Origin of the sequence: Viridibacillus sp. NPDC096237, assembly GCF_050278625.1 — a bacterium.
Taxonomy (GTDB): domain Bacteria; phylum Bacillota; class Bacilli; order Bacillales_A; family Planococcaceae; genus Viridibacillus.
This window is the reverse complement of the sequence record NZ_JBNNTI010000001.1, coordinates 29,240-42,465: the sequence shown is the minus strand read 5'-3', so window position 1 is coordinate 42,465 and position 13,226 is coordinate 29,240. Positions and strand designations below refer to the sequence as shown.

11 protein-coding genes are annotated in these 13,226 nt (G+C 34.7%); 7 read left to right on the top strand and 4 right to left on the bottom strand.

Features of this window, described 5'->3' with window-relative positions:
* The first annotated feature begins 130 nt into the window (after nt 1-130).
* Complete coding sequence (locus tag ACQKMD_RS00215) at nt 131-805, top strand: TerC family protein (RefSeq protein ID WP_427748462.1); 675 nt, start codon at nt 131-133, stop codon at nt 803-805.
* A 733-nt stretch (nt 806-1,538) separates the two neighbouring features.
* Here the strand turns inward: ACQKMD_RS00215 and pepF are convergent.
* The 3 genes from pepF to gdhA form a co-directional block, all read right to left on the bottom strand.
* Nucleotides 1,539-3,347 carry an oligoendopeptidase F gene (gene pepF, locus ACQKMD_RS00210; protein WP_427748461.1) on the bottom strand — a complete coding sequence of 603 codons (1,809 nt, stop codon included), beginning with the start codon at nt 3,345-3,347 and terminating at the stop codon, nt 1,539-1,541.
* 141 nt (nt 3,348-3,488) lie between these two features.
* Entirely contained in the window at nt 3,489-4,175 is a 687-nt protein-coding gene (locus ACQKMD_RS00205; RefSeq protein ID WP_427748460.1) for a phosphoribosylaminoimidazolesuccinocarboxamide synthase, read from the bottom strand.
* A gap of 164 nt (nt 4,176-4,339) precedes the next feature.
* Nucleotides 4,340-5,713, bottom strand: coding sequence for an NADP-specific glutamate dehydrogenase (gene gdhA, locus ACQKMD_RS00200; protein WP_427748459.1), 1,374 nt, complete (start codon nt 5,711-5,713; stop codon nt 4,340-4,342).
* Nucleotides 5,714-5,906: 193 nt separating this feature from the next.
* Between gdhA and ACQKMD_RS00195 the strand changes: the two genes are divergently transcribed.
* From ACQKMD_RS00195 to ACQKMD_RS00185, 3 genes are all read left to right on the top strand, one after another.
* Nucleotides 5,907-6,356 carry a YaiI/YqxD family protein gene (locus ACQKMD_RS00195; RefSeq protein ID WP_427748458.1) on the top strand — a complete coding sequence of 150 codons (450 nt, stop codon included), beginning with the start codon at nt 5,907-5,909 and terminating at the stop codon, nt 6,354-6,356.
* Nucleotides 6,357-6,373: 17 nt separating this feature from the next.
* Nucleotides 6,374-7,705 carry a D-serine ammonia-lyase gene (locus ACQKMD_RS00190; RefSeq protein ID WP_427748457.1) on the top strand — a complete coding sequence of 444 codons (1,332 nt, stop codon included), beginning with the start codon at nt 6,374-6,376 and terminating at the stop codon, nt 7,703-7,705.
* Nucleotides 7,706-7,801: 96 nt separating this feature from the next.
* Nucleotides 7,802-8,809, top strand: a complete 1,008-nt coding sequence (locus ACQKMD_RS00185; RefSeq protein WP_427748456.1) for a serine hydrolase domain-containing protein — start codon at nt 7,802-7,804, stop codon at nt 8,807-8,809.
* A 70-nt stretch (nt 8,810-8,879) separates the two neighbouring features.
* On the opposite strand, the gene ACQKMD_RS00180 is transcribed toward ACQKMD_RS00185, so the two are convergent.
* Nucleotides 8,880-9,701 carry a squalene/phytoene synthase family protein gene (locus ACQKMD_RS00180; protein ID WP_427748455.1) on the bottom strand — a complete coding sequence of 274 codons (822 nt, stop codon included), beginning with the start codon at nt 9,699-9,701 and terminating at the stop codon, nt 8,880-8,882.
* Between the two features lie 506 nt (nt 9,702-10,207).
* Between ACQKMD_RS00180 and ACQKMD_RS00175 the strand changes: the two genes are divergently transcribed.
* The 3 genes from ACQKMD_RS00175 to ACQKMD_RS00165 all read left to right on the top strand — a co-directional run bounded on the left by ACQKMD_RS00175 (nt 10,208) and on the right by ACQKMD_RS00165 (nt 13,155).
* Entirely contained in the window at nt 10,208-11,779 is a 1,572-nt protein-coding gene (locus ACQKMD_RS00175) for an amidohydrolase (RefSeq protein WP_427748454.1), read from the top strand.
* Nucleotides 11,780-11,878: 99 nt separating this feature from the next.
* On the top strand, nt 11,879-12,718 hold the full coding sequence (gene coaW / locus ACQKMD_RS00170; RefSeq protein ID WP_427748453.1) for a type II pantothenate kinase: 840 nt from the start codon (nt 11,879-11,881) through the stop codon (nt 12,716-12,718).
* A 248-nt stretch (nt 12,719-12,966) separates the two neighbouring features.
* A complete protein-coding gene (locus ACQKMD_RS00165) occupies nt 12,967-13,155 on the top strand; it encodes a hypothetical protein (RefSeq protein WP_427748452.1) in 189 nt (62 codons plus the stop codon).
* Nucleotides 13,156-13,226 lie beyond the last annotated feature (71 nt).

Here is a 13,226-nt window from a genome sequence, read left to right as displayed (position 1 = left end):
TTTTTTGTGCATCAAAACATAATTATTACCATTTTTACATAAGATAGAGTCTGTCCGAGTTTTTTACTTTCCATTTATTTATAAAGGAGTAGAATAGTTAACGATATCTAAATAGAAAGAAGGAGAACAAATGGATGCAGCTTTTATAACAAAAATCTTATCCATTATTTTACTAGACATTGTTTTAAGTGGTGATAATGCAGTAGTCATTGCACTAGCATGTCGTAATTTACCAAAAAGACAACGAAAAAAAGCAATCCTAATTGGTACTGCAGGAGCCATTATTTTACGAGTAGTACTTACTTTCGTAGCTGTGTGGTTATTACAAATCCCATTAGTTAAATTAGTAGGTGGTTTCTTATTATTCTATATTGCACTGGATTTGTTAAAATCTGACGGCGAAAATCCTGATTTGAAAAGTGGTAGCTCACTATTTACAGCTATTCGCACGATTATCATCGCAGACTTTGTAATGAGTTTAGATAATGTATTAGCAGTTGCTGGTGTTGCAGACGGTCATATGGGATTGATTATATTTGGACTTGCAGTAAGTATTCCGCTAATTGTATTTGGTAGTCAATTGATCATTAATTTAATGGAAAAATTCCCGATTCTTATTTGGATTGGTGCATTAATGATTGCTTATACAGCAGGGCATATGATAGTAGCTGACAAATACGGGGAACGATTCGTTGAACAAACATTTCCTCAAATGGCATTTGCCATTCCTACAATTAGTATGATTTTATTGGTCATACTAGGCTTCTGGATTAAAGGTCGTCAAATACGTCATTATGCTAAATAACTATCATATAGTTGAATATATCAACCTCTATGTTTATCCGAAAATGGTCAAGCAATAAACATTGATAACAACATCAAATCTACATAAAGATGAGTTTTAGCGATTCATATAGGATTTGAACAAGTGGTGGAAAGAAATATTTTATTTTATACAATTGGATGATTAGTGTAATCTCAAATAAAGGATGAGGATATTATTTTTTTCTTGTTTTTATATATTATTTGATATAGAAAATGTGACTTTATGGCAATTGTTATGAAGTCGCATTTTTTTTAGTTAATTATCAATTTTCAAAAAAATCTATTACATATGAACAACATGAGATTTTATGATTAACTACCTGTAATTCCGAGTTCTAAAATAACTCTCTGGTTCTCTTTTGAAAAATAATCCATCACCTTTATTGTTTTTTTGTAGGAGTAAAACCTGGGTATTTTTAATCCATTTTAAACGCTTAATATATATCATATGATTTTTAGTTAGATAAACTGATGTGTACAATTAAAAGCATGTGAAAAGAGTAAGTGGTATAGATACCAAAATCAATGTATGGGATAGTACACCATTTTCTTTAAACAATAGAGAATGGGGATATATTATACTAAATTAATGATTTAGAGATTTTAAACAAAAAAGGTACCAAGCTGCGGGAAAGAAGTAAAAAGGCTTTAAACATAGATAAGAAAATGGACCTACTGATTGTCAATCGGAAGGTCCATTTGGTATGAGAAAATTAGGCTTCTATTTCGTCTGTTAGTTTTTCTAATTGGTCAATTAAATCGCCGATAAATGCAATTGTATTAAGAAGTGGTTCATCAGTCGTAATATCAACTCCTGCCATTTGAGCAAGCTCTACAGGCGTTTTAGTGCCACCTGCTTGTAATACTTTCAACCAATCATCAACAGCAGGTTGACCTTCATTTAAAATGCGTTGTGATACTTCTGTAGAAATCGTTAATCCTGCGCTATAGGTGTATGGATATAAGCCCATGTAATAGTGAGGTTGTCGCATCCAAGTGAGTTCTGCACCTTCAGTAATCTCAACTGCATCACCCCAGAAATCTTCCAATACTGTACGTTTTAATTGATTTAATACATTAGCATTTACGCTCTCACCAGCATCAACTTTATCATACACTTTACGTTGATATGCAGCTTCTAATAAATGAGTAACGAAATTATGGTAATAAGTACGAGAAATAATTGCTGCAATAACCCAGCGTTTAAAGCGAGCATCCTCAGCTGTTTTTAATAAGTAATTAGCCATTAACATTTCATTCATAGTAGAAGGGGCCTCTATGAAATAAGTTGAAGGTCGACTGTTAAATAACGATTGCTTCTTATATGCATTGACAAAGTGCCCTGCATGTCCAAGCTCATGCGCTAAGACAAATACTTCATTCATACGGCTAGTCCAAGAGATTAAAATATAAGGATGGAATCCGTAAGGACTTGAACAAAATGCACCTGTAGATTTTCCTTCGTTTTGTGCAAAATCAATCCATCGTTCACTATATGATTTTCTAATCATATCCATATATTCATCGCCCATTATTTGAAGCGCATTTTCCATATAATTCTTTGATTCTTCCACCGTAATCATAGGCTCAAATTCAGGGTCTAATGGAACTTTTAAATCTGCGAATGTCATTTTGTCTAAGCCATGAACTTTTTGTAACAGCTTTGCATAGCGTCGCATATGTGGTGCTAATTCTGTAGTAATTAAATCGATTTGTCGGTTATATAATGTACGGTCGACCTCTTGATCAAATAGTAAATAATCTGTAACAGATTCATAGCCGCGCAAATCAGACAGTGTTTTTTCAGTCGTAATATGTGTGTTATATGTTTTAGCCGTTGTATGTTGGTATTCGCGGAGTTTGTTTGAAAAAGCTTTAAATGCTGCACGACGGATGTTTACTTCAGTTTCTAATTCCCAGTCACCCTCGAATAAGCTGTAATTTAAAGGGAACGATTCTCCATTTGCAGTAAAGTTGTCAAATTTCATATCAACAAGCTTTGTAGTATTATATAGCTCGTATGGAGCATCTAAAGAGGAACTAAGTGCTGCTAGTGTTTTTTCAACTTCAGGGTGCAATTGATGTGCCTTTTTCTTGATTATTTGATGAATATAGTTGTCAAATTGCGGAGCAATAGTAGCAGCTTCTTCTAAAATTTCAGTAGAAAGCGTAGAAATATCACTATCTACAAATGATAATTGACTGCCTATTTTTGCAGATATTGATCCCAATTTACTTGCTCGAATCTGAGCCTCATCGTTCGTTTGATCTACCTCCAATGAAAGGCTAGCGTAGGCTCCAAAAGGTACGAGCTTTTCATATAATTTCTCATAGTCCGTCAATACTTGTACGACAGATTTAGCATCTATAATATTACCAGTGTATTTTTGATTAAATAAAAGTGCATCTTCTTCAACTTGAGCAACTCCAGCGTTATATGTCTCGATTGAATCCATAAGAGGGGATAAATCCCAAGTTTGTTCAACAGGTATTAAATTACGTGGTGCAAAACTTTTTTTCATTACTAATCTCTCCTTTAAACTTACGAGTCTCGAATTATCTCCATTATATTGAAAATATTTAGTAAAGTAAAATAATTCCCTATAAATAGTTTATTTACCAATTAAAAAAGCTAGCCAAAATTGGCTAGCTTTGAAGGTTGCTTATTTTGAAAGCATAATTTTTTCAAGTTGAAGTGGTTCAATATACTCTGAACCTTTGTAAGCGCGCATATTACCACCAGAAATTTCGTCGATTAATAAAATTTCTCCAGTTTCAGCATCGCGACCAAATTCTAATTTAATATCATAAAGTTCTAAACCTTTTTTAGCTAATTCCGCTTTAATGAAGTTTGAAATTTCAACAGTATGTTGTTTTAAAGTTTCATATTCAACATGAGAAAGAATTTGAAGTTCGGCTAATGCATCAGCCGAGATAGGTGGATCTAAACGATCATCATCCTTAATCGTAACTTCAACGAAAGACTCTAATTTTTGACCTTCTTCTACATAGGCACCGTAGCGACGTAAAAAACTGCCTACAGCACGGAATCGGCAAATAACTTCAAGTCCTTTACCAAAGACAGTAGCAGGTCTTACAGTCATTGTTGCATTTTCTATATCAGAAGAAATGAAATGAGTAGGGACTTCAATTGCATTTAACTTTTTATAAAAGAATGTAGTTAGGCTTAAACCTGCACGACCTGCACCATCAATTGTTAAGCCAACAGTATTAGCACCAGGATCAAACACGCCGTTTTCACCTGTTACATCATCTTTGAATTTTAATAATAGAGAACCTTCCTCTAATTGATACACATCTTTTGTTTTTCCTTGATATTTAAGTTCCATACATTCAGCCTCCGTTTTATTATAATTGTAAGTTGTTTAGCTTAAAAATGGTAGTTTTTTTCATAAAAAAGGTAAATTTATGTAAAAAAGACGAATAATCATCTAAAAAGCAGTAAACCCATTCGGATTTACTGTTTGGAAGTTTTTCTATTGAAAATGTAAAATTAAATAACACCTTGAGCAATCATTGCATCTGCTACTTTTAAGAAACCAGCGATATTCGCACCAATTAGTAAATTACCTTCAAAACCATATTCTTTTGCAGCATCTACGCTGTTGCTATAAATTGACTTCATAATATCATGTAATTTTTCGTCAACTTCTTCAAAAGTCCAGAAAATACGCATGCTATTTTGAGCCATTTCAAGAGCTGATACGGCAACACCGCCTGCATTTGCGGCTTTAGCAGGTGCAAATAAGATTTTGTTTTCTAAATAGACTTGAATTGCTTTAAGAGTTGAAGGCATATTTGCACCTTCACCCACTGCTTTTACACCATTTGTAACGAGTATTTTAGCTGATTCTTCATCAATCTCATTTTGTGTAGCACATGGAAGCGCAATATCACAAGGAATGGTCCAAATGCCATTGCAACCTTCAGTATAGGTAGCTTCAGGGTGACGTACTACATATTCCTTAATACGTCCTTGCTCAACTTCTTTTATTTGTTTAACAGTATCTAAGTTAATACCATTTTGATCATATATGTAGCCATTCGAATCACTACATGCAACTACTTTCGCACCTAGCTGTTGTGCTTTCTCAATCGCATAGACTGAAACGTTTCCTGAACCAGAAACGACAACTGTTGCATCTTGGAATGTAGCGTCAATTTCTTTTAGCATTTCTTGAACGAAATAAACTGCACCATAGCCAGTTGCTTCTTTACGTGCTAAACTACCACCAAAGCGTGGCATTTTACCAGTAATAACACCTGCTTCATAAGCACCGCGAATTCGGTTATATTGACCAAATAGGAAGCCGATTTCACGTGCTCCTACACCGATATCCCCAGCGGGTACATCGACATCTGGTCCGATATATTTATGTAATTCTGTCATGAAAGCTTGACAGAAGCGCATAATTTCAGCATCTGATTTACCTTTAGGATCGAAATCTGAACCACCTTTTGCACCCCCAATAGGTTGGCCAGTTAAGGAATTTTTGAATATTTGTTCAAAACCTAGGAATTTAATAATACTTTCGTTTACCGATGGATGGAAACGAAGTCCGCCTTTGTATGGTCCAATAGCACTGTTGTATTGTACACGATAACCACGGTTAACTTGTACTTTACCACTATCATCTACCCAAGAAACACGGAATTTTACTACACGCTCTGGTTCGATAATGCGTTCTAAAAGACTTGCATCCATTAATTCAGGACGTTTAGCAAAAACAGGAGTTAATGAATATATGATTTCTTTAACAGCTTGTAAAAACTCAGGCTCATGTGAGTGATGTTTTTTCAAATTGTTAAACACATCATCGATATACTGTGTTGCAATTTGCTGTGATTCTGTTGAAATTGTGACCATTGTGAATACCCCCAGTAATATTTGACCTATTACAATATAGTAGCGTTATTTTTCTGATAATTCAATATTGTGATATTTATGAATATGCAAAATTTATGAATTTTTATTCATGGAAACGGTTTCTAAATTGATAATTTTGAAATATGATATAAGTATCAATGATATGTAAATAAAATGTAAATGAGGTTAAAAAATGACTAAGATTTTAATAGATGCAGATGGCTGTCCAGTTGTTGATTTAATAATAAAAATAGCGAAGGATTTCCAGTTAAAAGTAACTATTTTTTGTGATACTGCCCATCAAATAGAACGAGAAGAAGCCGATACTGTCATGGTATCAAAGGGTAGCGATGCCGTAGATTTTGTACTAGTTAACCGCTTACAAAAAGGTGATATAGTAGTGACTCAAGATTATGGTTTAGCAGCTATGGTATTGGCGAAATCCGGTTATGCCATTGATCAAAACGGAAGAAATTACACATCAGAAAATATAGAACAATTACTTTTCACACGGCATTTAGGTCAGAAAATTCGGCAAGCTGGTGGAAGAACAAAGGGGCCAAAAAAACGTTCTAAAGAAGCAAATTTGGAATTTGCAGAAGCTTTTCGTCGTTTATGCAAAGAAATTTTGACAAAAAAGTGAACTTGGAGGAAATAAGTATGTTTTCGATAGAAATAGATAATTTGGTTAATACTTTTCCACAACTACAAAAGGTTAAAACACTTCAGGAAATACTTTGGTTAAACGAAAAATTTACTCCGCATTCAGAGTTGAATCATACAGATAACAAAATAGGGCAAGATGCTATTGATGACGCAGCAGCGAGATTACAACGTTTTGCTCCTTTTATAGCAAAAGCTTTTCCTGAAACAGCTGTATCGAAGGGAATTATTGAATCAACGATCGAAGAAATAGCAGAAATGAAAAGTTTTTTAAATAGACACTATCAAGTAACAATCCAGGGGAAATTACTATTAAAATGTGATAATGAATTGCCTATTTCAGGCTCAATTAAAGCGCGTGGGGGCATTTACGAAGTTTTAAAACATGCAGAAAAGATAGCGATAGAAGCTGGTTTATTGACGATAGAAGATTCCTATGAATTGCTCGCTTCTAAAGAGGTATGTACACTATTTTCGAAATATTCCATTGCCGTTGGATCAACAGGGAATTTGGGGTTGAGTATTGGTATTATGAGTGCAAAGCTCGGCTTTCAAGTTACTGTACATATGTCTGCCGATGCAAAAGAATGGAAAAAGACGTTACTAAAAGAAAAAGGCGTAAAGGTTGTAGAATATGAATCAGATTATAGCTTAGCTGTCGAAAAGGGGAGAGAGCAAGCTGAAAAAGATCCGATGTGTTACTTTATCGATGATGAAAATTCCAAAGATTTGTTTTTAGGTTATGCCGTTGCTGCGAGAAGATTGAAAGAGCAACTTAAGGAGATGAACATTTCTGTTGATGCAGAGCATCCTCTCTTTGTTTATCTACCTTGTGGTGTAGGGGGTGGACCTGGGGGAGTCGCTTATGGCTTGAAATCGGAATTTGGTGAGCACGTGTATAGCTTTTTTGCAGAGCCTACGAATGCTCCGTGTATGACGATTGGTATGATGACGGGTTTACATGATGCTATCTCTGTAGAAAATCTGGGGATAGAACAAAAAACAGAGGCAGATGGATTGGCAGTTGGGCGAGCTTCGGGTTTCGTTGGCAGGGTAATGGAACCACACTTAGCAGGGTGTTATACAATTAGTGATGCAGAATTACTCATGCTATTAAGTGAGATGCATAAATGTGAAGGTGTTTTCTTAGAACCATCAGCATTAGCAGGCATGAAGGGTCCAGTTGTGTTAGAAAAGTTGGGCGAAAAATTTATTGCGGAGCAAAAGCTAGATGCAAAGCTGGAAAATGCAACACATATTGTTTGGGCTACTGGTGGTAGCATGGTACCGGATGAGCTTAAGAAAAACTATTTAAATAAATTGTTTTAAATACATTATTTGATTGAAAAAATATCCAATAATACTTTTTTAAGGTAAAATGAATGGGGGTAAAAGGCTGAAATCATCTATACAGGAGGAATACATATGAAACAAGAAAATCTGTTAATGAAGATTGAGTCTGTTCAACAAAAGATTCAATTATCAGGTACCATATTGGCAAAGCAAGGACTAGATGAGTTAGCTAGTATAAGTTATGGATATGCTAATCGAAGTGAAAAAATTGAAAATGAAGTAAATACAAAATACGCCATCGCCTCAGGCTGCAAAATTTTCACAGCTATCGCCATTTGCCAGCTCATTGAAAAAGGAGATCTCTCATTTAAATCGAAATTAAAAGATTGTTTAGTAATTGATTTTTCATATTTTGATGAAAATATTACAGTTCACCATTTGCTAACACATACTTCTGGTGTCCCGGATTATTTTGATGAGCTTTGGATTAAAACTCCTATGTACAATATAAGAAAATTACAAGATTTTTTACCATTGTTTCAACATGAGCAAATGAAATATCCTGCAGGTGCAAAATTTCAATATAATAATTCTGGATATATTTTACTAGGTTTAATAATTGAAAATGTAAGTGGTATGAGCTTTAGTGAATATGTTGAAAAAAATATTTTCCAAAGAGTTGGAATGATCGACTCAGGTTATTTTGAAATGGATGCTTTACCTGTAAAAACAGCGATTGGCTATATCGAACTTTCTGATGGAACGTGGAAATCGAATATCTACTCTCTTCCTGTCAAAGGAGGATCAGATGGTGGAGCTTATGTTACGGCAACAGATATGATGAAATTATGGGAATCGTTAACAAACTATACACTTTTAAGTGAGAGCATGACAAAGAAAATGTTAACGCCACATGCGCACGAAGAGGACGGATTATCATATGGTTACGGAATATGGATTGAAACAAACGATGAAGAAATTTCTAAGTATTTGCTAATGGGCTATGATCCAGGAGTTAATTTCCATGCTGCATTTTATCCTAAGCAAGATTTCAAAATCATTGTCTGTGTAAACACCTCTGAGGGTGCTTATGACATGATTTCAGGGATTGAGGAAGTACTTACTTTTTCTAAATCTTAATCATTTTGAAATAGTAAAAGCCGAGGTAAAATAATTTTCTCCTCGGCTCAATTATTATTTTATATTTCGTTTAGCCTTCTTGCGTTACTTCCTCTACAGTTTGTTCAACTTCTTGACGTGTCATTTTCTCATGACCGTTTTTCATAGCTTGTAGTGTTTTATGTGCAAGTGCTAGAGGGATTTTACAGAACATTAAAATGCTACGCTTTTTAATGCTCTTATTGTACAGATCACCTTTTGCTAGGTTTTCCTCAGCATATTTAAATAAATCATCGCGTGTCCATCCTTCAGGCATGAAGCTTACGCCACGTTCATCGTCTTCATCTTGGTTACGTAAAATGTTAACTGCTTGTAAACCACGTCCATAGCCGATTGCAAGTTCACGGTCTGTTTCGATACCAGCACCCCAGCGCCAAATATCAGATAGCATTGTCCCAACAAGACCTGCCACATAGTATGTGTAGTCATCTAAATCTTCTCTTGTTTTAACTACCCAATTTTTGTCGGCCCATTTAGCCATTCCTTCAGCCATTTCACTTGTCGAGGCTGCAATTGTATCACGAATTTCTTCAGGACAAAGAGCTAGCCAATCACCAAGGCGGATTGTTACTTCAGGAAGTATGCTTTCATATGGTTTGAGTACTGATAAGTAAGCTTCATTATCAAATGGTTTTAATAACATAGCACTTACTTGTCTTAAAAGATCACTTTTAACTGCGATATCTAAATCCTCATGGTCTTCAATTTCATCAATAGCACGCATGCATAAATATGCTGTTGCTACAGTTGTTTTCATTTCTTTTTGTAAAAATGTAATAGGGATAAAGAAAGTACGACTTGTTGTTTTTAAAACGCTCATCGCTTCTTTATAGAGTGTTTTTTGTTCCATCATTTTGTCTTCCTCCGTTCAATCAAAAAACGTTCCATACTATCGTATATCAAATGTTGAAAAAGATACAACAAAATCCGTAGAAAATAATGCAAATGTTTTTTTAGCTGTTACTTTGTCAAATTAAGTGCAACCTAAAGCCCTTAAGTTCCACTATGTAAGTAGCAAGATAGTTTCAGCTTATAACTTGACTTTTAATGGAAACTTTGTTCGTCCTTCTTTTTTGTACATAAAAGTAAAATGCTTATGAGGATTTTACTTTTCATATCTTTGATTTGTTTGGTCCAATAAATCGTAGAAAAGGTTCTCGTTTATTTCCATGCATTCAATAGATTTTGGAGTTTAGTAAGAGATAAAGCACAATTTGATTAATCAATGATTCAATTGAGTTTTATTCAATAACAAAAAAACTGACATTTAGATTACCTACCATATCCATACGACCTTTTTACTCAGAATGATATAATAAAAATATTTCGAACAACTTTTTTTGAGAAAGGATGGGGGAAATGAGTCAATTATGGTTTGGTGGAACAATATACACGATGCATCGAGACGGAGAAAGAGTTGAAGCAGTACTTGTAGAGAGTGGTAAGATTTTAAAAGTTGGTTCATATGATGAGCTTATTAGCCAAGCAGAAGAGGTTATTGATTTGCAAGGAGCTGTGATGTATCCAGGGTTTGTGGATAGTCATTTGCATATGATCGGGTATGGCGAGAAGCTGTTACGAGTTGATTTAACAAATGTGAAATCTTCAGACGAGATGCTAGACGTTATAAGAGAAGCTGCTACTAAATGTTCTAGTGATGAATGGCTAATCGCCGAAGGTTGGGACGAAAATCAATTCAATGACTTGCGCATTCCAACAGCTCAAGAGCTGGATGAAATTAGGCAAGCACCGATTGTCTTAAAACGTGTATGCAGACATGTGATTCTTGCGAATACTTCAGCGATGGCTGCTGGTAATATTACTCACGAAACGCAAAATCCAGAAGGTGGAGAAATTGGCCGTGATAAAAACGGACTCTTAACAGGTCTATTATATGATCAAGCGCTTTACAAAGTTTTAGATCAAATACCTGTAGAGAATGAATATACATTATCAAATACGTTAGAGCAAGCTGTTAATCATATGCTGTCACTTGGTTTAACAGGTGGACATACTGAAGATATCAGCTATTATGGGCATTTTTCGAATCCACTTAATGCGTTTAATGAAATTATCGGTAAAAAGAAAAATTTCCGAGTACATTTATTAAGGCATCATCTTGCATTTGAACAAATGATGACCTCAAGTGTTACTTATGCTGAGCCATTTGTCGAAGCAGGTGCTATGAAGATTTTCTCTGACGGGGCACTAGGTGGTGCTACAGCAGCGTTACTTGAACCATATGAAAATCAGCCACAAAACAAGGGGTTATTCATACATACTGCTGAACAACTTGATCAACTTGTAAAATTGGCGCGTACTTATGATGAAGCTGTTGCAGTACATATAATTGGAGATGCCGCACTTGAACAAGTATTAACTGCAATCGAAGCTAATCCTCTAACGAACGGGAAAAAAGATCGCCTTATACACTGCAGTGTAGTCAATAACGACCTAATTGAACAAATGAGTAAATTACCTGTTATTTTAGATGTTCAACCACAATTTATCCTTTCTGACTTCCCATGGATTGTAGATAAAATAGGTTTAAAGCGAGCTGAACTGACATATCCATTTAAAAAGTTTTTAGAAAAAGGATTGATCTGTGCAGGTGGTTCAGATGCACCAATCGAAGATGTGAATCCTTTACTTGGTATTCACGCTGCTATTGCACGCAAAAAGATCGAACAAAATCATGAAGGCTATAATCCTGAAGAAAAACTTTCACGCTTTGAAGCTATTTCTCTCTATACAATTGGAAGTGCTAAGGCAATTGGAAAGGAAAAAGTAAGGGGTGTCATTCAACCTGGATATGATGCGGACTTTTCAATTTTCAACAAAGATTTATTTGCATGTGAAGTAGATGAAATTCCAGATGCCATAGCACTTAAAACAGTTGTTGCAGGTAATATTGTTTTTTCAAATAAATGAGTAGAAAAATATAAAAAAATGATAACATCATAGGAAATCATTGCACAAAACTGTTCTTAGCAGTAAAGTTTAGTTTGGGCGATCACAAAGGAGAATGGTATGACAAAGGCAATTGGAATAGACGCAGGCGGTACTCTAACAAAAATAGCTTATGAAAATGAATTGGGCGAGCTAGTGTTAGAGCATTTCCCTTCGAATGACTTACAAGCTGTAACGGACTGGATCAGCAATCACCCTGAAATTGAAGAGATTGGCTTAACAGGCGGCCGAACTGAACAAGTTAAGAATTTACTCAAAGAAGTAAAGTCCATCCATTATATAGTTGAATTTGAAGCAACATTAAAAGGTGTTCGTTATCAACTAATTCAGCATGGTCATCGATTTGACCGCAGTATCATTACAAATGTTGGAACAGGTACTTCCATTCATTTTATGGATGGTGAAAGACATAATCGTGTTGGTGGTACTGGTATTGGTGGTGGAACCCTAGTCGGACTGGCAGCATTAACGACAGGAATTTACGACTATCATGAAATTATTAAAAAAGCACAGTATGGTGAAAGACAAGAAATGGATCTTCTAGTACAAGATATCTATCAAGGTATGGATACACCGATTGCAGGAACCTTAACGGCGAGTAATTTCGGTAAAATGGGTATTGATGAAACGAAAAACCACCCTATTGAAAATATATTAGCGACAGTACAGGGTTTAGTAGGGGAAGTCATCACAACATTAAGCATCCAACTAGCAGAGCAAAATCAAGTCGAACATATTATATATATTGGTACAACTCTAAATGAAAATGAAGCATTAAAAAAGATTATCGCCAACTACACAATATTGAAAAAGAAAACGCCTATCTTCTTAGAAGACCATGGTTTTAGTGGTGCAATAGGTGCCTTTTTAAATATAACAGTCAATCAAAAGAGCCAATAATAGACTTTGAGTTAATTTATTTAATATACACTTAAAAATTGAAAATTATGTTGGATTTGGTAAACCGTAAGAGTGATATTGCTCTTACGGTTTTTTGATGAAGAAGTGGTTGCTATGATTGAACTAGATCTTTGTTTAACTTATCTATTTCAGTGTTCTATTTGTTGAAATAAGTAGCGATTAACAAATGTTTGCATAAAATTCAAATTAAAGTCATTATTAAAGTAGGCTATTATAGGAGGTAGTAAATGTCTAAAAAAATGTATGTAAAAAAGTATTTTATAAAACTGTTCTCATTGATAAGTTTACCTCTATTCACCTGTTTATATTTAGATGATAGGATTGGGATTATTCCTGCTGCTTTATGTGGACTTTTTTTATATATTATATTAGGTATCCTGTTGTTCTCAAGAAATGAAAAAGGTATGAGAAATTGATGAAAAAGAATTAAATACAAGGCAATCATTCAACTTTTTCTTTACTTCACCGTATTATAGAAAGAGGGGCA